The organism is Myxococcus sp. AM010, assembly GCF_013372585.1.
GTDB lineage: Bacteria > Myxococcota > Myxococcia > Myxococcales > Myxococcaceae > Myxococcus > Myxococcus vastator.
The window spans coordinates 22,467-42,945 of the sequence record NZ_JABXEO010000061.1; the positions used below are offsets into that span (position 1 = coordinate 22,467).

The 20,479-nt window shown below is 69.3% G+C and carries 18 protein-coding genes; all 18 read left to right on the plus strand.

Going from position 1 to position 20,479, the window contains the following annotated elements; all coding sequences use genetic code 11:
- The first annotated feature begins 5 nt into the window (after positions 1-5).
- The 18 genes from HV826_RS24955 (at position 6) to HV826_RS25040 (ending at position 20,353) form a co-directional block, all read left to right on the plus strand.
- Entirely contained in the window at positions 6-1,352 is a 1,347-nt protein-coding gene (locus tag HV826_RS24955; protein ID WP_176419481.1) for a TldD/PmbA family protein, read from the plus strand.
- Positions 1,353-1,447: 95 nt separating this feature from the next.
- Positions 1,448-2,455 (plus strand): ParB/RepB/Spo0J family partition protein, encoded by a 1,008-nt coding sequence (locus tag HV826_RS24960; RefSeq protein ID WP_176419482.1) that lies wholly within the window; start codon positions 1,448-1,450, stop codon positions 2,453-2,455.
- Positions 2,456-2,487: 32 nt separating this feature from the next.
- Positions 2,488-3,900 (plus strand): sigma-54 dependent transcriptional regulator, encoded by a 1,413-nt coding sequence (locus HV826_RS24965; protein ID WP_176419483.1) that lies wholly within the window; start codon positions 2,488-2,490, stop codon positions 3,898-3,900.
- Between the two features lie 193 nt (positions 3,901-4,093).
- Positions 4,094-5,008, plus strand: a complete 915-nt coding sequence (gene gspC, locus HV826_RS24970) for a type II secretion system protein GspC (protein WP_176419484.1) — start codon at positions 4,094-4,096, stop codon at positions 5,006-5,008.
- A 25-nt stretch (positions 5,009-5,033) separates the two neighbouring features.
- A complete protein-coding gene (gspD, locus tag HV826_RS24975; RefSeq protein WP_176419485.1) occupies positions 5,034-7,604 on the plus strand; it encodes a type II secretion system secretin GspD in 2,571 nt (856 codons plus the stop codon).
- A 5-nt stretch (positions 7,605-7,609) separates the two neighbouring features.
- Positions 7,610-9,427, plus strand: coding sequence for a type II secretion system ATPase GspE (gene gspE, locus HV826_RS24980; protein ID WP_176419486.1), 1,818 nt, complete (start codon positions 7,610-7,612; stop codon positions 9,425-9,427).
- A gap of 40 nt (positions 9,428-9,467) precedes the next feature.
- Positions 9,468-10,724 (plus strand): type II secretion system inner membrane protein GspF, encoded by a 1,257-nt coding sequence (gene gspF / locus HV826_RS24985; protein WP_176419487.1) that lies wholly within the window; start codon positions 9,468-9,470, stop codon positions 10,722-10,724.
- 11 nt (positions 10,725-10,735) lie between these two features.
- Complete coding sequence (locus HV826_RS24990) at positions 10,736-10,891, plus strand: hypothetical protein (RefSeq protein ID WP_176419488.1); 156 nt, start codon at positions 10,736-10,738, stop codon at positions 10,889-10,891.
- A gap of 61 nt (positions 10,892-10,952) precedes the next feature.
- The gene (gene gspG, locus HV826_RS24995; protein ID WP_176419489.1) at positions 10,953-11,375 is read left to right on the plus strand and encodes a type II secretion system major pseudopilin GspG; all 423 of its coding nucleotides are present in this window, start codon (positions 10,953-10,955) and stop codon (positions 11,373-11,375) included.
- Positions 11,376-11,415: 40 nt separating this feature from the next.
- The gene (locus tag HV826_RS25000) at positions 11,416-11,865 is read left to right on the plus strand and encodes a type II secretion system protein GspG (protein ID WP_176419490.1); all 450 of its coding nucleotides are present in this window, start codon (positions 11,416-11,418) and stop codon (positions 11,863-11,865) included.
- Positions 11,862-12,584, plus strand: coding sequence for a prepilin-type N-terminal cleavage/methylation domain-containing protein (locus tag HV826_RS25005; protein WP_176419491.1), 723 nt, complete (start codon positions 11,862-11,864; stop codon positions 12,582-12,584). Before HV826_RS25000 ends, HV826_RS25005 begins: the two co-directional genes overlap by 4 nt.
- Positions 12,581-13,435, plus strand: coding sequence for a prepilin-type N-terminal cleavage/methylation domain-containing protein (locus HV826_RS25010; protein WP_176419492.1), 855 nt, complete (start codon positions 12,581-12,583; stop codon positions 13,433-13,435). The genes HV826_RS25005 and HV826_RS25010 overlap by 4 nt, the downstream gene beginning before the upstream one ends.
- On the plus strand, positions 13,435-14,106 hold the full coding sequence (locus HV826_RS25015; protein ID WP_176419511.1) for a type II secretion system protein GspJ: 672 nt from the start codon (positions 13,435-13,437) through the stop codon (positions 14,104-14,106). The genes HV826_RS25010 and HV826_RS25015 overlap by 1 nt, the downstream gene beginning before the upstream one ends.
- Positions 14,107-14,109: 3 nt before the next feature.
- Entirely contained in the window at positions 14,110-15,480 is a 1,371-nt protein-coding gene (locus HV826_RS25020) for a general secretion pathway protein GspK (RefSeq protein WP_176419493.1), read from the plus strand.
- 1 nt (position 15,481) lies between these two features.
- Positions 15,482-17,083: a pilus assembly protein PilM gene (pilM, locus tag HV826_RS25025; RefSeq protein WP_176419494.1), complete on the plus strand. Its 1,602-nt coding sequence runs from the start codon at positions 15,482-15,484 to the stop codon at positions 17,081-17,083.
- A 2-nt stretch (positions 17,084-17,085) separates the two neighbouring features.
- Positions 17,086-17,643, plus strand: coding sequence for a type II secretion system protein GspM (gspM, locus tag HV826_RS25030; RefSeq protein ID WP_176419495.1), 558 nt, complete (start codon positions 17,086-17,088; stop codon positions 17,641-17,643).
- A gap of 3 nt (positions 17,644-17,646) precedes the next feature.
- A complete protein-coding gene (gspN, locus tag HV826_RS25035; RefSeq protein WP_176419496.1) occupies positions 17,647-18,615 on the plus strand; it encodes a type II secretion system protein GspN in 969 nt (322 codons plus the stop codon).
- A 97-nt stretch (positions 18,616-18,712) separates the two neighbouring features.
- Positions 18,713-20,353 carry a sigma 54-interacting transcriptional regulator gene (locus HV826_RS25040; protein WP_176419497.1) on the plus strand — a complete coding sequence of 547 codons (1,641 nt, stop codon included), beginning with the start codon at positions 18,713-18,715 and terminating at the stop codon, positions 20,351-20,353.
- The last annotated feature ends 126 nt before the right edge of the window (positions 20,354-20,479 follow it).

Here is a 20,479-nt window from a genome sequence, read left to right on the forward strand (position 1 = left end):
CAACCATGGACTACCAGCAGCTCGCGAAGAGAATCGTCCAGCGCGCCAGGCGCAAGGGTGCCCGCCAGGCGGAGGCCTTCCTGGAGGTGGGCCGCCAGAGCAGCGTGCGCGTGCACCAGGGGCAGATTGAAGACCTCACGCAGTCCACCAGCAAGGGCGTGGGCGTGCGCGTGGTGCTCAAGGACCGCCTGGGCTTCGCCTATACGTCCGACTTCGAGCCCGGCGCCGTGGACCACATCGTGGACCAGGCCCTGAAGCTGGCCGAGTTCTCCGCCCCCAGCAAGCTCAACGGCCTGCCCTCCGGCAAGGACCTGGGCCGCTTCGGTGACACCGGCCTGCTCTTCGACACCCAGGTCGCCGAGCTCCCCGGGGACTGGAAGATCAAGACGGCGCTGGAGGTGGAGAAGGCGGCCCGGGCGGAGGACTCGCGCATCATCGCCTTCAACGGCGTGGGCGCCGGGGACTCCGTGTCCGAGGTCTACATGGCCTCCAGCGAGGGCGTGACGGGCGCGTACTCCGGCACCTACGTGTACCTGTACGCGGCGCCGGTGGCCTCCGACGGCAAGGGGCTCCAGACAGGCTACTGGATGGACTACCGCCGCTTCCTGGATGACCTGGACGGACCGGAGTCCATCGGCCGCGAGGCCACGCGCCGCGCGGTGCGGATGCTGGGCGCCAGGCGGGTGAAGACGCAGCAGGTGCCCGTGCTGTTCGACCCGCAGGTGGCCGCGTCCTTCGTGTCGGACGTGGCCGGCGCGGCGGACGGCAACGCCGTGTACCAGAAGGCCAGCCTCCTGGCCCCGCTGCTGGGCAAGCGCCTGGCGGGCGCGCACGTCACGCTGGTGGACGATGGCCTCATGCCCCGCGGGCTGGCCACCGCGCCCTTCGACGGCGAGGGCGTGCCCACGCGGCGCACGCCCATCATTGAACAGGGCGTGCTCAAGTCCTTCCTCTACGACGCGTTCACCGCTCGCAAGGCGAAGGCGCGCACCACCGGCAACGCGTCACGCGGCTACAACGGGCTGCCCTCCATTGGCACCAGCAACCTGTACCTGGAGGCGGGCTCGAAGACGCCGGAGGCGCTGCTGCGCGAGGTGGACAGCGGCTTCTACGTCACCGCCCTGCTGGGCCACGGCACCGACGCGGTGACGGGCGAGCTGTCCGCGGGCGCCAACGGCCTGTGGATTGAGAAGGGCGAGCTGACGCACCCCGTGCAGGAGGTGACGGTGGCGGGCAACCTGCTGCAGATGCTCAAGGACCTGGACGGCATCGGCAGCGACCTCCAGTTCCGCGGCGGCTCGGTGGGCGCGCCCACTGTCCGCTTCCGGCAGCTCACCGTTTCGGGCGAGTAGCCCACCCTGACACGTCCCCCCTACCGTGCGCCGGCGGGGGACGTGTCAGGGCCCCCTCGTAGAACGCTCCAAGCAGCACGAGGAGGGTGCAGCCCATGGCAGCGAAGTCCGCACGCAAGTCCCCCGCCGTGAAGAAGGCGGCCACGCCGCGCAAGCCCCGCCGCGAGAAGGCGGCGGCGAAGTCCCGGGGCCTGTCCCCCGCGGAGGTGGCCAGCGACTCGGTGGAGTACCCCACGCAGCTGCTGGAGGCGGTGCGCGAGGACGGCGGCGAGGTGCTCGGCGTGTACCGCGACCCGCTGGGCGGCCACCCTGTGGTGTTCTCCGTGCTGCCCATCGACAAGGTGGAGCCCACGCCCTACCAGCGCGACGTGTCCGAGCCCCACGTGAAGCGGCTGGCCGGCGCCATGGAGCGGTTGGACCGCTTCCTGGACCCCGTCATCGCCGTGCGCAAGGACGGACGGTACTGGACGCCAAACGGCAATCACCGCCTGCACGCCAGCCGGCTCCTGGGCGCCAAGTCCATTATCGCCCTGGTGCTGCCGGAGGAGGACGTGGCCTACCAGATTCTGGCCCTCAACACGGAGAAGGCCCACAACCTCAAGGAGCGCTCGCTGGAGGTCATCCGCATGTACCGCGGCCTGGTGGGCGCGGAGCGCAGGGGGCCGGAGACGGCCTTCGCCCACCTCTTCGAGGAGCCCTCCTTCGTCACCCTGGGCGCCGCCTACGAGCAGCGCCCCCGCTTCTCCGCGGGCGCCTACCACCCCTTCGTGAAGGCGGTGGAGGACTTCCTCGACACGCCGCTCCAGGACGCCCTGCCCCTGCGCGAGGCCCGGGCCCGGCGGCTCCTGGAGCTGGATGACGCCGTGGTGGCCGTCGTGGACGCCCTCAAGGAGCGGGGCCTCCAGAGCCCGTACCTCAAGAACTTCGTCGTCGCCCGCATCAACTTCCTGCGCTTCCGCAAGGACGGCGGGAAGCCGGACTTCGACGCCACCGTGGACCGGATGCTGGCCAGCGCCCGGAAGTTCAACGTCGACAAGGTGCGGCGCGAGGACATTGGCCGGATGGGCGGAGGGCCACTGGAGCCGGACGAGGAATCCGCTTGAAGGAACACGACTTGCAGGAGGTTGCGCACAACATGACATCCCCCACGGTCCTGGTCGTCGACGACGACCGCGCGAACCTCGACTCGGTCGTCCGCATCTTCCAGCGCGAGGGCATGGCCACGCTGGCCGCCGCCAACGGCACGGAGGCGCTGGAGCTGCTGCGCCGGCCGGAGGTCGCCGCCATGGTGACCGACCTGATGATGCCCAACATGGACGGCCAGGAGCTGCTGCGCGCCGCGCGCGCCATCCGCCCGGACGTGGAGGTGGTGCTGATGACGGCCTACGGCACGGTGGAGACGGCCGTGGCGGCCATGAAGGACGGCGCCTACGACTTCATCACCAAGCCCCTCAAGCGCCACGCGCTGGTGAAGGCCATCCAGAAGGCGCTGGAGAAGCGGGCGCTGGTGGCGGAGAACCAGTCGCTCAAGGCGAAGCTGGCGGAGATGAGCGCGGCGGGCGGGCGCTCCATGGTGGGCCAGTCCCCCGCCTTCCGCGCCATGCTGGACACCATCCGCCAGGCGGCCCCCTCCACCGCCACGGTGCTGCTGCTGGGGGAGTCCGGCACGGGCAAGGAGCTGGCCGCGCGCTCCGTCCACGAGTTCTCCCAGCGGGTCCGTGGCCCCTTCGTCGCCGTCAACTGCGGCGCGCTGCCGGAGAACATCCTGGAGGCGGAGCTCTTCGGCGTGGAGCGCGGCGCCTTCACCGGCGCGGTGGCCCGGCGCGAGGGCCGCTTCGAGCGCGCCCACGGCGGCACCCTCTTCCTGGACGAAGTCGGGGAGATGCCGCTGCCCGCCCAGGTGAAGCTGCTCCGCGCGCTGGCCGAGGGCGAAATCGAGCGGCTGGGCGGCACGCAGACGGTGAAGGTGGACGTGCGCCTCGTCGCCGCCACCAACAAGGACCTGCAGAAGGAGGTGGCCGAGGGCCGCTTCCGCGAGGACCTCTACTACCGGCTCAACGTGGTGGAGCTTCGCGTGCCCGCGCTCGCCTCACGGCGCGAGGACATCCCCCTGCTGGCGGACGCCTTCCTGCGCCGCTTCGCCGCCAAGAATGGCAAGGTGCTGCGCGGCTTCTCGCAGGAGGCGCTGGGCGTGCTGGAGAACTACGCCTGGCCCGGCAACGTGCGCGAGCTGGAGCACGCGGTGGAGCGCGCGGTGGTGCTGGCGCGCGGCGAGGTGCTGGAGGCCAGCGACCTGCCCGAAGCCGTGCGAAAGGGCCCGCTGGGCTCGGCCGGACAGCTCGTCATCCCCATTGGCACGCCCATGGAGGAAATCGAGCGCCGGGTGATCCACGAGACGCTCCGTCACACCCGCGGAGACAAGACGCTGGCCGCACGGCTGCTGGGCATCGCCGCGCGGACCATCTACCGCAAGCTGGAGCGCGAGCAGTCCACCGGGGACGGCCCCGGCGCCGCGCCGCCAGGCCCCGACACCGACACCGACGACTGACAGGGCGTCACACCGCCCCCCGCCTGCCTTTGACAATTTGTCCGGCGGGGTTTCAGGGGCCGCAGCGCGTGTCAGGGGCGCCTGCTATTCCGAAATAATTTCAAGTAGTTGGCCGTAGGTCCTGTCTTGCCCGCCTGGCCCGCGATGGCACCTGGCTTGCTCAATGAGGGCCCGGCTTTCTCCTGGAAGCGTGATGGAACTCTTCTTTCGAAAATACTTTTGGACGGTGAACCTGGTGTTCATCCTGCTCGTCGGAGTGCTGGCGGCGAGCACGGTGAACCTGTTCGTCGAGTCCGCCATCTCCCCCGTTCCCACCGGGGGGTCGTCCGCTCGCGCGCCTTCACAGCCGCGCCGCAGCGAGACGGCCATGGCGATGCTCGACCTGGACCGTCTGTCGCGGCTGACGGGCATCAGGCTGCCCGAGCCCGAGCCCGAGGTTCAGGAGCCCGGCGGCGCTTCCGCGGAGGTGGACCCCAACGCCGCGCCCGTGAAGAGCGGCCTGCGGGTGAAGCTGCTCGGCACGCTGGTGGCGAGCAACCCCGACTGGTCCTTCGCCTCCATCCTGGACATGACGACGCAGCGCTCGCAGACCTTCATGGTGGGCAACTCCCTGCAGGGTGCCACCGTGGAGGCCATCGAGCGCGAGCGCGTCATCATCATCAACGGCGGTCGGCGCGAGTTCATCGACGGCAACCCGGGTGACGGGGCCTTCGTGCCGCCCTCGCCTCCGGTGGCCCAGGCCAACACCGCGCCGCCTGGTGACGGCAGTGGCATCCGCGCCACCAGCGAGAATGAGTACGAGGTTCCGCGCGCGGAAATCGACAAGACGCTCAACAACCTCAACAGCGTCGCCATGCAGGCGCGCATCGTGCCCGCGTTCAAGGACGGTCAGGCGGTGGGCTTCAAGCTCTTCTCCATCCGTCCGGACTCCATCTACTCCAAGATTGGCGTCCAGAATGGCGACGTCATCCGTCGCATCAACGGATTCGACCTCAACAGCCCGGAGAAGGCGCTGGAGGTCTATTCGAAGATGAAAGACGCAGCCCGCATCGAGATCGAAATCGAGCGCAACGGTGCGCCGATCCGCAAGTCGTACAACGTCCGTTAATCACCTCCGCAGCGCCCGCTCCTCCATGAAGACGCTCCCGTCCTGGATGCTTTGCCTGTGCCTCGCGCTCGCCGTTCCCGCGCAGGCCCAGCGCCGCTCACCGCCCTCTGGCTCCGCCGGAGAGCGGACGATTTCCCCTCAAGGCCCTGGCTCCACCAACGCCGGTGAAGCCAACGCGGGTCCCCGCCGCACGCCCACGTGCGAGGAGGCCCGCCGCAATGCCCGTTACGGCATCTACTTCGACAAGGTGGAGATCGAAAAGCTGGTCCAGACGGTCGCGGACGCCACCTGCCGCACCTTCATCCTGCCGGAGAACGTGCGCGGGAAGATCTCCATCATCGGCCCGGAGAATGGCCGGGTGGAGGTCAACGCGGACGCCTTCTACTCCGCCTTCCTCGCCTCGCTCGACGCCAACGGGCTCGCCGTCTACCAGTACGGCCGGTTCATGAAGATCGTCGACAAGCGCTCGGCGAAGCAGAACCCCATCCCGACCATCATCGAGGACGGTGAGCCGTACACCACCAACGAGCAGATGGTGACCAAGCTGTTCCGCGTGCAGAACGTGGAGGTGGAGCCGCTGCGCGGCGTGCTCCAGCAGCTGGTGTCCAAGGACGGCGACACGATTCCGTATCCGCCCGACACCATCATCATCAACGACGTGGGCTCCAACATCCACCGCCTGGAGCGCATCATCCACCAGTTGGATACGCGCGCCGCCAGCGATGAGATGCGCATCATCCAGGTGCAGTACGCCTCCGCGCAGGACGTGGCCAACACGGTGCAGCGCCTCTTCGAGGCCAAGGGCGCCCGCCCCGGCCAGCCCGCCGCGCGCAACCTGCCTGCCGGCAGCCCCCAGGCCCAGGCGGCGGCGCAGGCGGCCCAGGGCGCTACGGGCGGTCCGGTGACGCTGTCGCAGATCATCCCGGACGAGCGCACCAACAAGCTCATCATCGTCGCCAGCCCCGCGGCCTTCGACCGCATCCAGGACATCGTCGGGCAGATTGACATCCCCACCAGCGGCGGCGGGCGCATCAACGTCTACTACCTGGAGAACGCCAACTCGGAGGAGCTGGCCAGCACGCTCCAGTCGCTGGCCCAGGGCACCGGCGGCACGCCCCAGCGAGGCCGCATGCCGATGCCGGCCCGCCCGCCGGGCGCGCCCGCCGCGACCACGACGCAGGCGGCGGAGCTGTTCAGCGGCGAGGTGAAGATTTCGGCCGACAAGGGCAGCAACTCGCTGGTCATCGTCGCCAGCGCGGCGGACTACAAGAACATCGTCCAGGTCATCCAGCAGCTCGACAAGCCGCGCCGCCAGGTGTTCGTGGAGGCCGTCATCATGGAGGTCAACCTGGACCGCAACGCGCGGTTCGGCATGAACCTGCACAGCGGCTTCAGCCTGAGCACGGAGAATGGCCCGGTGCCCGGCCTCATCGGCACCAACACCTCCGGCAACGGCCTGCCGCCGTCCCTGTCGCTCACCAGCCTGGCGTCCTACGGCGGCTTCCTCGCCGGCCTCCAGGGCCCCGTCATCCCCGCGCTGGAGAAGCTGGGCATCCCGGCCTTCGGCGTGGTGCTGCACGCCATGCAGCAGAGCTCGGATGTGAACGTGCTCTCCACGCCGCACATCCTCACCAGCGACAACGAGGAGGCGGAGATCACGGTGGGCCAGAACGTGCCCTTCCAGTCCGGCTTCAACCCGTCCTCGCTGGGCTCGCTCGGGGGCGGCGTGGGCACCGGCGGCGTCGCGGGTGGCCTGGGCGGCGGCCTGCTGGGCGGCCTGGGCGGCCTGGGGTCGCTCTACGCCCCCATCACCCGTCAGAACGTGGAGCTGAAGCTGACGGTGAAGCCGCAGATCAACGAGAGCGACTACATCCGCCTGGTCATCAACCAGCAGACGGAGGAGATCGCCTCCACCGACCCGGTGCTCGGCCCCACGACGTCCCGCCGCAGCGCGAAGACGACCGTCATCGCGCGCGACCAGGAGACGCTGGTGATTGGCGGCATCATGCAGGACCGCACCCTGGAGAGCGTGTCCAAGGTGCCGCTGTTGGGAGACATCCCGCTCCTGGGCCACCTGTTCCGCGACACGACGCGCCGCAAGACGAAGACGAACCTGCTGCTCTTCCTGACGCCCTACATCATCCGGGGGCCGGAGGACTTCCGCGTCATCTTCGAGCGCAAGATGAAGGAGCGGCAGCAGTTCGTGGAGCAGTTCTATGGCCAGGTGCCCGGCTACGACGTGGCGGTGGACTTCACCCGCAAGCCCGGTCCGCTGTCGCGCATGGGCCAGAAGGTGACGCAGGAGGAGCAGCGCGCGGAGAACGGCGGTCCGGGTGTATCCGGCGAGCGCATCATCGCCCCGACCCCTCCCCCGGGCAGCAGCCCGGGAGCCGTGCCCTCCACGCAGCGGCAGGCGCCTGTTGCCCCGGCGGAGGAAGGTGAACCGGCGGTGCGGGAAGGCATCCCGCCTCCGGATGGTTCGGAAGAACCAGTGCCCGCCCCGCAGAACTTCGAGCAGCCCCCGCCCGAGGCCATCCCGGTCCCCGAGGCGGGAGACGCCGAAAGCCTGCGCATCCAGCCGGAGGCGGGGGAATAGACGCCATGAACCCGACCGCCGACCCCATCCTCACCAGCGCCGCCTCCAGCGGCGCGGCTTCCCCGCGCAACGACGCCACGCAGCTCGTGGCGCACGGACAGGCCTACCTGTGTGGCCGCCCACTGGGGGAGATCCTGCGCGCCATCGTCCCCTCGCTCACCGCGGAGAAGCTCCAGGAGGCGCTCGCCGTCCAGGACGAGAAGGGGCAGCGCATTGGCGAGGCCCTGGTGGGGATGAAGGCGGTCTCCGAGGAGGACGTGGCCAAGGCCCTGGGGCACCAGCTGGACTTGCCCTACCTGGCGCGCATCTTCGCCGAAGAGGTGGACGCGGAGCTGGTCAAGCGCATCCCCATCAACTTCGCCAAGCAGTCGCGCATCCTCCCGCTGTCCCTGGAGGGGGACACGGTGGCGGTGGCGGTGGCCGACCCGCTGGACACCGCGGCGCTGGACCACGTGCGCGTGCTGCTGGGCCAGAGCGTCAGCCAGCGCATCGCGCTGGGCTCCACCATCACCGACGCCATCAACAGCGTCTACGACCGCTCCGTCAATGAGACGGAGCAGCTCGTGGACGAGATGGAAACGCAGGACCTGGACGCCATCGCCCATGAGCTGGACGAGCCCAAGGACCTGCTCGACGAGGACGACGAGGCGCCCGTCATCCGGCTGGTGAACTCCGTGCTGTTCCGCGCCGCCAAGGAGCGCGCCAGCGACATCCACATCGAGCCGATGGAGCGCGAGCTGCTGGTGCGCTTCCGCGTGGACGGTGTGCTGCAGGAGGTCATCAAGCCGCCCAAGCGCTACCAGAACGCCATCGTCAGCCGCGTGAAGGTCATGGGGCAGCTCAACATCGCGGAGAAGCGCCTGCCGCAGGACGGCCGCATCCGCATCAAGCTGGCCGGCCGCGACATCGACATCCGCCTGTCCACCATCCCCACGTCCTTCGGCGAGCGCATCGTCATGCGTCTGCTGGACAAGACGGCGACGCTGCTGGACCTGGCGGAGATCGGCATGAGCCAGAAGACGCTCGAGTCGATGGAAGCCGTCATCAAGCGCTCGCACGGCATCGTCCTGGTGACGGGCCCCACCGGCTCCGGCAAGACGACGACGCTCTACGGCGCGCTGTCCAAGATCAACACGCCCGACCTCAACATCCTCACCGTCGAGGACCCGGTCGAATACCAGCTCAAGGGCATTGGCCAGATGGCCATCAGCCCGAAGATTGGATTGACGTTCGCCCAGGGGCTGCGCTCCTTCCTCCGCCAGGACCCGGACGTCATCATGGTCGGCGAGATTCGCGACAAGGAGACGGCGGAGATCGCCATCCAGGCGTCGCTGACGGGCCACCTGGTGCTGTCCACGGTGCACACCAACGACGCCGCGGGCGCCGTGACGCGGCTGGTGGACATGGGCGTGGAGCCCTTCCTCGTGGCGTCCTCGCTCACCGGCATCCTGGCCCAGCGGCTGGTGCGCCGCGTGTGCCCGGACTGCCGCGTGCCCCACGAGCCCACGGACGCGGAGCTGAAGGAGCTGGGCCATTCAGTGGCCTCCTTCAAGCAGCGCTACGGCGTGGAACGCATCTTCAAGGCCACGGGTTGTCCCTCCTGCAACCGCAACGGCTACCGCGGGCGAACCGGCATCTACGAGTTCCTCCCCGTGGATGACGACGTGCGCCAACTGGTGCTGAAGAACGTGGACGCCTCCACCATCAAGCGGTCCGCCACGTCCAAGGGCATGACGACGCTGCTGGATGACGGCGCGCGGAAGATCGCCCTGGGCGAGACGACCATCGCCGAGGTGCTCAGCATCACCCAGGAGGACATGTAGCCGACAGCTCCTCCCTGGGAGGGGCCGGGGTTCCTGAACCATGCCGGTCTTCGAGTACAGAGGTCTCAATTCCGCGGGCAAGCAGATCAAGGGCCTGCTCGAGGCGGACTCACCCAAGACGCTGCGGTCCAAGCTGCGCGCCGACGGCATCTTCCTCACGGACGTGCTGGCCCAGGCCGAAGGCAGCCGGGCCGCCGTGTCCAAGGGCACCAACGCGGCGCTGGTGGCGCGCGACATCGACCTGCGCAAGCTGGGCCGGGGGCGCGTCAACACCGACGACGTAGCCATCTTCACCCGCCAGCTGTCCACGCTGCTGGGCGCGGGCGTCACGCTGGTGGAGTCGCTCAGCGCGCTGGTGGACCAGGTGGAGAAGGAGCGCTTCAAGCGCGCCCTCTCCGACATCAAGCAGCGCGTCAATGAAGGCTCGTCCCTGGCGGACGCCATGGGCCAGCACCCGAAAATCTTCCCCAGCATCTACGTGAACATGGTGCGCGCGGGCGAGGCCTCCGGCGCGCTGGACGCGGTGCTCACGCGCCTGGCGGACTTCACGGAGAACCAGGCCCGCCTGCAGCAGAAGATCCTCAGCACCATGCTCTACCCCGCCATCATGATGGTGGTGGGCGGCGGCATCCTCGTGGCCCTCATGGTCTTCGTGGTGCCGAAGGTGACGAAGATCTTCGAGACGATGAAGGCCACGCTGCCCCTGAGCACGCGCTTCCTCATCGCCTCCAGCAACTTCTTCCAGAGCTGGTGGTTCATCCTGCTGCCGGGCATGGCGCTGGGCGTGGTCCTCTTCATGCGCTGGACGCAGAGCCCGACGGGCAAGCCCAAGTGGGACCGCTTCACGCTCAAGGCCCCCGTGGTGGGCAACCTGGTGCGCCTGCTGTCCATCTCCCGCTTCGCCCGCACGCTGTCCACGCTGCTCAAGAGCGGCGTCCCGCTGCTGGCGGCCATGGACATCGTCAAGGCCATCATGACGAACACCGTCCTGGCGGAGGTCGTGGAGAAGGCCCGCGACTCCATCCGCGAGGGCGAGAGCATCGCCAACCCGCTGAAGCGCTCCGGGGAGTTCCCCCCGCTGGTGTACCACATGGTCGCCATTGGCGAGCGCTCCGGCCAGCTGGAGGAGATGCTCACCAGCGTGGCGGACAACTACGAGACGCAGGTGAACGTGCGCATCAGCGCCCTCACCTCGCTGCTGGAGCCCCTCCTCATCGTGGTGATGGGCGCGGTGATTGCATTCGTCGCGCTCTCCATCCTGATGCCGATTCTGCAGGTGAACTCGGCCATCCGGTGAGGTGTGGCGGAATGATGAACGACATGGCGGACCGTTGGATTCAACGCGTCACCCTGGCGGCCATGGTCGCCATGGCGGCGGCGCTGCTGACCGTGGGGGCCCGGCTGTATGGTCCCCAGCAGCCGCGCCCGCCCGCCGGGGCGGCGGACAGCGCCCGGACGCCCTGACAAGAAGACACGACGACACCAGGGTGGACTGCCAGAAAGTCACCCGGGATGGAGAGCAGACATGCGCCAGAGCCAGAAGCAGCAGAAGAAGCAGCGCCGCAACCGCGGCATGACGCTCATCGAAATCATGGTGGTCATCACCATCCTCGGGCTCATCGCCGCGGCGGTGGGCGTGGCCGTCATCCCGCAGCTGGAGGCGGCCCGTAGAGACCGCGCCGCGCTGGACATCAAGAACATCCAGGGCGCGATGAAGCTCTACTACACGAAGAAGGGGAAGTACCCGGACACGGCCTCCGGCCTGCAGGCGCTGGTGGAGGTGCAGGCGCTGGAGCAGATGCCCAAGGACCCCTGGAACAACGACTACGTCTACATCAACGAGGGCGGCAAGCCGGTCATCATCTCCTACGGCGCGGACGGCGCCTCCGGCGGTGAGGGCAGCGACGCGGACATCTCGTCCGCGGACACGGCCACCGCGAACAAGTAACGAACAAGTCGCGCGCGCCACGCGTTGACAGGGCTTGGGCATGAAAGAGCACGACGCCATTCCATCCCCGACGCCCTCGCACGAGGGGCCGGACCGCCGCCGGCTCCTGGGGCGGATGCTCCTCGCGTTCGTCTTCGTGGCGGCCACGGGGCTCGCCTTCACGCTCGTCTATGTGACGGAGGACCGGACGCTGGACGCAAGCCAGCGCCGGGCGCGCACGGACATCCGCAAGCTGGAGGGCATGTTCAAGTCCCACCACCGGCTGATGGGCCGCTTCCCCACCAAGACCGAAGGCTTCACCCCGCTCATCCAGGCCCGGCTCCTGGACCGCGTGCCGGAGGACCCCTGGGGCCACCCTTACGTGTACTGGATGGACGGCTCCACGGGCGCCGTCATCTCCTACGGCGCGGACGGCAAGCCGGGCGGAACGGGGCCTGACGCGGACCTGAGCAGTGGCGGTGTGCTGGCCGCCGGTTGGGGGGAGCCATGACGAAGCGGAGCCACCGCCACCAGCGTGGCCTGACGCTCATCGAAATCTCCATCGCCATCATCATCGTCGCGATGCTGTTCTCCGCGGCGGTGATGGGCATTGGCTCCATCACCGGCGCCAAGGCCAAGGGCAGCGCGGGCGAGCTGGCGGGCCTCATCCGCTCGCTCTATGACTCCGCGGCGCTGCGCGGGCAGACGTGCCGGCTCGTCTTCGAGATTCCCGACCCCAAGAGCGAGCAGGCCACGCGCTATCACGCTGAATGCGCGGAGGGCGCCGTCACCACCGCGAGAGACCGCGACGAGACGCTGCGCGCGGAGAACAGCGAGCGCGAGCGCGCCGCGCGCAACCGGGGCAGCGGCAGCGGCCGTGACGAGCGGCGCAACTACCTGGGCGGCGGCAGCGGGACGAACGCCCCCAGCGCGCAGGAACTGCTGGAGGGTGAGCAGCTGCGCGTGGAGAACGCGGCCCGCTTCTCCTCCTACACGTCCGAAGAGGTCCCCGCGCGGGAGCTGCCCGCGGACGTCAAGGTCTCCGTGTGGACGCGCAACCAGCGTCAGCCGGTGGAGAACGGCGTGGCGTACCTCTACTTCTTCCCGCAGGGCTACACGGAGAAGGCCTACGTCTACGTGCAGCAGGGAGACAACGTCTGGACGCTGGACGTGTCACCGCTCACCGGCAAGGTGCAGATTGTCGCCGAGGCGCTGGAGGTGCCGCGATGAAGCGCGCTCAGGGCTTCACGCTGCTGGAGGTGGTGGTGGCGCTCGCCATCCTCGGGCTGGCGCTGATGGCCATCTTCGACCTCAACGCGGGCGCGGTGTCCAACCACGTCTACACCAAGCGCCTCACCGTGGCGTCGCTGCTGGCCCGGTCGAAGATGACGGACCTGGAGCAGGACCTCTACGACGACGGCTTCAGCCTGGACGACCAGGAGGAGTCCGGGGACTTCTCCGATGAAGGCTGGAACCAGTTCAAGTGGCGCGCGCGCATCATCGCGCCCAAGACGGACGGCGTGACGCCGGACCAGCTCATTGGCGCCATCTTCAACCTGCCCATTGGCGACAGCGGCGGCGGTGATGACCCGCTGTCCGGACTGGCGGGCCTCTTCGGAGGCGCCGCCGGCGGCACGGACGGCGCGTCCTCCGGCGGGCCCCAGGCCGCGGGCCTGGGCGGCATGGGCGGCGCGGCCATGGGCATGGCCCAGCCCATGTTCACGCAGATGGTGGAGCAGATCACCCAGACGGTCCGCGAGGTGCATCTCACCGTCTACTGGCAGGAAGGCACGCAGGTGGAGAGCATCGACCTGGTGACGCACGTCGTGTCGCTCGGGCCGGGCTCGGACCGCAACGGCGGCGCCGCCGCGGCCCAGGGCGGAGGCTCCGACAACCAGTGGGTGACGCAGGACGGGCGGCCCGTGGCCAACCCCATCCCCGGCCCCAACGGCATCATGCTGGACCCGGCGACGCGGCAGCCGCTGCGCCGCCTGGGTGACGCCCAGCAGGACCTGGGCCGCCGCGGCGGCAACATGGGCAGCAACCCGCTGATGCCGGGCGGCCCCCGGGGGGTGCAATGATGCGGCGTCGCATGCGCGGGTTCACGTTGATGGAGGTCATGGTGGCCGTCGCCATCACCGCCCTCATGGGCACGGTGGTGGCCATGGCCTTCCAGACGGGCCTGACGGCGAAGGAGACGGTGGAGGTGGACGCGGACCGCTACCGGCAGGTCCGCGTGGCCATGAACCGCATGGCGCGCGAGATTGGCTCGGCCTACGTGAGCGACCGCTACGACTCCACCCGCTTCCGGGACCAGAACGACCGGCCCACCAACTTCGTGGGGGAGCGTGGCAAGCTGCTGCTCACCACCTTCGCGCACCAGCGCCTCTACACGGACGTGAAGGAGTCCGACCAGGCCATCGTCGAGTACTTCGTGGAGGCGTCGGAGGACCGGGAGGCCCGCGGCCGGCAGGACCTCAAGCGGCGCGTCAACCCGAACATCGACGAGCGCATGGAGCAGGGCGGCCACGTGGACGTGCTCTTCGAAGGCGTGAAGGAGCTGGAGTTCGCCTACTGGGATTCGGAGAAGAAGGAGTGGGACGACGAGTGGGACACGCGGCGCACCGAGCGCAAGGCGATTCTTCCCACCCGGGTGCGCGTGACGCTGACGGCGGTGGACGAAACCGGCAAGGAGGCCCGTTACGTCACCCAGGCCCGAATCATGCTCAACACGGAGCTGCCGAGGTACTGAGCCATGCCCCTGCCCTTCTTCCAGCGGCCGCCCCGGCGGCGACAAAGGCCCCTGCCCCGCCCGGCTCGGCGTGAGCGGCGCTCGCGCGGCGTGGCGCTCATCATCGCCATCGTCTCCATCGCCATCCTGACGGTGATTGCCACCGACTTCGCCTACAACAGCCGGGTGGACCTGCAGCTGGCGGCCAACCAGCGGGACGAAGTGCGCGCCTACTATCTGGCGCGCTCGGGCATCTCCCTGTCGCGGCTGCTGCTGCGCTTCCAGAAGCAGGTGGACCAGACGCCCATCCCCAACCCGGCGGCCATCCTGGGGCAGCTGGGCATTGGCGGCACGCCGCAGGCCGGGCAGGTGCAGCCCTCCTCGCTCAACATCCAGCTCTTCAAGATGGCGCGCGTGGACTGCCACATGCTCCGCGGGCTGGTGAAGAACGACGGCGCGGGCGGCGGAGAGCTGTCCGCGCTGGAGCCCGAGCAGGACGACAACTTCAAGCTGGATGACGAGGACGCGGACCCGGCGGCGCGCGAGGTGGCCTCGGAGATGACCATGCGCTCGTTCGGCGGCTTCGAGGGCTGCTTCCTGGCCACCATCACCGACGAGGAAGAGAAGCTCAACGTCCACCGCCTCATCGCGGGCGCCGGCGACGCGCGGCCCACGGCGCTGCGGCTCATGGACATGATGGCGGACCCGCGCTTCGAGTTCCTCTGGGAGCGGGATGACGCCAACAACGTGCGCAGCACGCCCCAGGACGTCCTCCTGGCCCTCAAGGACTGGGCGGACGACGACCGGACAGGCTCGGCCTTCAACCCGGTGGACCCGGTGAATCCGCTGCCGGGCGGGTTCTCGGATGAAGGCGCGTCCTACAGCCGTTATGAACCCAGCTATCAGCCCAAGAACGCGCGCTTCGACAGCGTGGACGAGCTGTACCGGGTCCACGGCGTCAACGACCAGTTCATGTCGGCGTTCCGGGACCGCCTCACCGTCTTTCCGGACATCAACCGCCGGCCCAACATCAACACCGATGACCCGGTGATGATGGGGCTGGCCATCATGTCGGTGGCGGACCAGACGCGGCCGGACCCGCGCCTGAGAGATCCGGTGTTCCTCAACGAGCTCATCGAACGGGTGCGCGCCGCGCGCATGTTCAGCTTCTTCGGGATGTCCGTGCAGGACTTCGTCGCGGTGGTGGAAGCGGCGGGCATCCTGGTGGACCCGGCCGTGAAGTCCAACGTCGCGGGCAACCGGCTCGTGGGCGACAAGAGTCAGACCTTCACCATCAAATCTGTGGGAGAAGCGGGCAGCGTGCAGAAGACGCTGACCGCCGTCATCCGGCTCGACGACACCCTGGGCCGGCTCCTGTATTGGAGAGAGGAATAGCATGGCCCGTATCCTTGGCCTGGACCTCGGCAGTCACGCCGTGAAGGGCGTGGTGCTGGAGGCGAAGACGAAGACGCACACCACCCATGGGTTCGCCGAGGTCCGGCGTGCCCAGGAGGGCGAGCGCGCCGACACGCTGCGAGCCGCCGTGCAGGAGCTGCTGGGCCAGCTCCCGCCGGGCAACGTGGACCAGATTGTCGTCGCCCTGCCCGGCCCCGCGCTCACCACGCACGCGCTGAGCCTGCCCTTCTCCGACGCCCGGCGCGTCGAGGCGACGCTGCCCTTCGAAATCGGCAGCCAGCTGCCCTTCGACATCTCCGACGTCGTCTACGACTACCAGGTCGTGGGTTTGAAGGACGGCGAAGGCAAGGACAAGGCCAGCGACCTGCTGGTGGGCGTGGTGCGCAAGGAGGAGCTGACGGCGCTGCTGGCGCTGCTGGCCGAGCTGAAGGTGGACCCGCGCATCGTCACGCACCCGGGCCTGGCCTACCAGAACCTGTTCCAGCAGCACCCGGGCCTCTTCCAGGGCACGGGTGAAGGCGGCGCGGTGGCGGTGGTGGACATCGGCCATGAGCGCACCACCGTGTCGGTGGGCAAGCCCGGGGAGGGCGTCCAGTTCGCGCGCACCTTCTCCGGTGGCGGCAAGGACTTGAGCAAGGCGCTGGCGACGGAGTTCCAGACGTCGCTGGCGGAGGCGCACCACTGGAAGGAGCAGCACGGCGCGGTGGCCAGCGCGGCCCAGGGCCCGGACGCGGAGCGCGCGGCGGCGGCCTTCGTGCGCGGCCTGCAGCCGCTGCTGCGCGAGCTGCGCCCCACCCTCAAGGCCTTCACGGCCCGCAGCCGTCAGCAGGTGGGCGCGGTGGTGCTGTGCGGCGGCACGGCGAAGCTGCCGGGCCTCGCCGAGCAGCTCTCCCGGGACTTGAACCTGCCGGTGCGGGTGCTGGCGCTGCCCGCGGACGCAAAGCCGATTCCCGAGGCGGAGCAGCCCGTGGCGGCCCAGGCGTACTCGCTGGCCCTGCGCGGCAACGCGGCGGGCGTGCGCGCGCCGCGCTTCAACCTCCGCCGGGGCGAGTTCGCCTTCAAGGGCGACTTCGACTACGTGAAGGACAAGCTGGGACTCCTGGCGTCCTTCGCGGCCACGCTCATCCTGCTGCTCATCGCGTTCGGCGTGGTGCGCAACTCGGTGCTGGCGCGGCGCGAGGCGCAGGTGGACGCCGTGCTGTGTGACACCACCCAGCGAATCCTGGGCCGGTGCGAGAAGGACTACAACCGCGCGCTCAACATGCTCGCGGGCGTGGAGAGCCCGGCGGCGGCGCTGCCCCGGCTGACGGCGGTCAACCTCCTGGCGGAGGTGACGGGGCGCGTGCCGGACGACATGCCGGTGAAGTTCACCCGCATCCAGATTGACCTGGGCCGCGTCATCCTCGAGGGCGAAACGGACTCCTCGAAGCAGATAGACACGCTGTCCAACGCCATCAAGGGCCACGACTGCTTCAAGGACGTCCGGCAGGGCAAGGTGGAGAAGACCCGGGACGGCAGCAAGATGTCCTTCCGCCTGGACGTGCAGGTGCAATGCCCTGGTGAGCAGGGAGGAGAGAGCTGACCATGGCCAAGCTTCAGGAAGTCTTCGCCCCCATCCAGACGTGGTTCGAGCGGCTCAGCGAGCGCGAGCGCCGCATGGTGTCCATCGCCGGCGCGGCGGTGCTGGTGTTCGTCCTGTTCGCCGTGGTGATGACGTTCACGAACAGCGCGTCCGGGTACCGCAAGCGCACCGAGGAGAAGCTGACCAAGCTGCAGGAGGTGAACACGCTGGCCGCCAGCTTCCGCGAGGCGCAGGCCAACCGTCAGTCGGTGGAGCAGCAGCTCACGTCCAACAACGTGCAGCTCATCAGCTACATCGAGGACAAGGCGACGCTGGCCGGTCTCCAGGTGCCCAACATGACGCCCAAGGGCGAGGTGGGCATCGGCGACGGAAAAATCGTGGAGAGCGCCGTGGAGCTGACCTTCACGGACGTGGACCTGCGCAAGCTGACCGACTTCCTGCAGACGGTGGAGAGCGGTCCAGGCGTGGTGAAGGTGAAGCTGTTGCGCATCGAGCCGCGGCCCGCGTCGGACACGCTGACGGCGTGGACCACTGTCGCCACCTACCGGATGAAGCCCTGACCCATGTCCTCTGACTCCAAAGCCGCCCGCTGGAAGATTCTCCTCGGCTACGCCGCGTTCGCGGTGGTGGCCTTCGTCGTGGGCCTGCTCATCACCTTCCCATACGACGCCATCCGCAAGCGGCTGGTCAGCGAAGCGGCCCAGGCGGGGCTCGCGGTGCGCATCGGCTCGCTGCGGCCCGGCCTGGCGGGCATCACCGCCACCAACGTGCGCGTGAGCAAGCCGCCCCAGCCGCTGAGCGCGGACACGGTGGCGTCGCTCGCGCAGGGCGAAGGCATGCTGGGCGCCGCGGAGCTGGGCGAGCCGCTGGTGCTGGAGAGCGTGGCGCTGCGCCCCGCCCTCTTCCCGCCGGGCGTCGCGATGCGCGCCAGCGTCATGGGCGGCACGCTGAGCGCCTCCGTGGGACTGCTGGGTGACACGCGCGTCAAGGTGACGGCGGACGGGCTCCAGGCCTCCGGCGGCAACCTGCCGGCCTTCACCGGCCTGGACCTGGACGGCGAACTGAACGCAGCCCTGTCGCTGACGATGCCCAAGAGCGGCGCGCAGGCGGACCTGTCCCAGGCCGACGGCGAGCTGACGCTGGACACCCGGAACATGGTCATCAAGGGCGGCAAGGTGGCCATCCCCATGGGCGGCGGCACGGCGGTGCCCATGGACCTGCCGCAAATCGACCTGGGCGCGCTCACCGGACGCATCCAGTTCGTCAAGGGCCTGGGCACGGTGGAGTCGCTGCGCCTGAAGAGCAACGAGCTGGAGGCCCTGGCCACCGGAACGCTGAAGCTGGGCAAGCGGCTGGAGTACAGCGAGCCCGGCATGGATGTGAATATCAAGCTGGACCCGGAGTTCCAGAAGCGGCTGGGCCTGGTGGGCGCTGGCGTCACCATCCTCCCGCCGGACAAGAAGGACCCCAGCTTCCGCGCCGCACGGCTCGGCGGCTTCCTCAACCGGCCGACGTTCCTCCCGCGGCGCTGACGACCGCCTCCTTGGCGTGCCTGCCGGGGCGCGGGGTTGAAAGCGGAACGCCAGGGCGTGTAAAGCGCTCACGGGCTGGACTGCACAGAGGGCTGGGATGCCGGAGCTGGTGTTCTTTCGTCGTGGCGAGGAGGTGTTGCGGGTGGGGGTGGACCGGGCACGGCTGGTGCTTGGTCGCGGCGAGCAGAGCGACGTCGCCATTCCCGACCCCGAGGTGAGCCGCCTCCAGGTAGCCCTGCTGTGGGACGGCGAGCGCTGCCGGGTGGAGGACTTGTCCGGCAAGGGCACCACCGTCGCCGGCCAGTCCATCACCCACGGCGAGCTGCCGGACGGCGCGGACCTGGCGCTGGGCCAGTGGCGCGCGGTGTTCCGCATCAGCGGCGGCAGCGAGGGCGCGGACGTCACCACCGAGGTCGGCCACACGACGTCCGTCCAGTCCCGCGACGCGCAGGCCCCACGCTGGCAGCCCGCGCAGGTGCGGGTGAAGCAGGGCCTCAACGAGTCCGTCCACCGCTTCACGGGTGACGGCTTCACGGCGGGCAAGGACGCCAGCTGCGACCTGGTGCTCCAGGACCGCTTCGCATCCAGCCGGCACCTGAAGGTGACCCGCCGCGACGGCGTCTTCCACGTCGTGGACTTGCGCTCCACCAACGGGACGTGGCTGGGCCCGGCGCGCATCTTCGAGGCGGAGGTCCCGCTGCCCACCGTGCTGCGCGTGGGTGAGACGGAGCTGGTGCTGGAGCCCGCCGCGCCCACCTCGCGCAAGGAGCCCACGGCCTTCCACGGCATCATCGGCGGCGATCCATCCGTGCGGCAGCTGGCGGAGCTGATTGAGCGGGTGGCCCCGTCCTCCGCGGCGGTGACGATTCTGGGCGAGTCCGGCACCGGCAAGGAGCTGGTGGCCCGCGCCATCCACGCCTGCTCGCAGCGGGCGAACCGGCCGCTGGTGCCCGTCAACTGCGCGGCCATCTCCAAGGAGCTCATCGAGAGCGAGCTCTTCGGCCATGAGAAGGGCGCCTTCACCGGCGCCCTGGGCGCGCGCAAGGGCGCCTTCGAAGAGGCCGACGGCGGCACGCTCTTCCTGGATGAGATTGGCGAGCTGCCGCTGGACTTGCAGGCCAAGCTGCTGCGCGCGCTGGAAGGCGGCGAAATCAAGCGCGTGGGCGCCAGCCGTCCGCAGACGGTGGACGTTCGCGTGGTGGCCGCCACCAACAGGGACTTGCTGGCGGCGGCGCGCGAGGGCCGCTTCCGCGAGGACCTGTACTACCGGCTCTGCGTCATCCCCCTGCACCTGCCGCCGCTGCGCAGCCGCAAGGCGGACCTGGGCGCGCTGGCGGAGCACTTCGTGCGCACCTACGCCCCGCGTGGCCAGTCCGTGCGCTTCACGCCCGCGGCCCTGGAGCGGCTCCAGCACCACGCGTGGCCGGGCAACATCCGCGAGCTGCGCAACGTGGTGCACCGCGCGCTGCTGCTGCGCAAGGGGCCCCTCATCGACGCGGGGGACATCTCCTTCGACCAGGAGCTGAACCGCGAGACGGGCATCGCCGTGCCGGAGCTGCCGCCGGGGATGACGCTGGAGCAGATGCTGGAGAAGCTGGAGCGACAAATCGTCGAGGCGGCGCTGCGGCGGTACAACAACAACCGCGAGCGCGTGGCCCGCGAGCTGGGCGTGGCCCGCTCCACCCTCTTCAAGCGGCTGAAGGACTGGGGCCTCACGAAGCAGGACGAGCAGGAGTAGCCGCTGTCTTCCAGGGAGGTGGGGGTGTCCGCGGATGGACGCCCCCGCCCGGAAGACTGTGTCCCACGGTGCATGGCCCCGGAGGGCGATAGACCCTTCTGGCGGCTCGTTCGTTCCTTGTCCTGT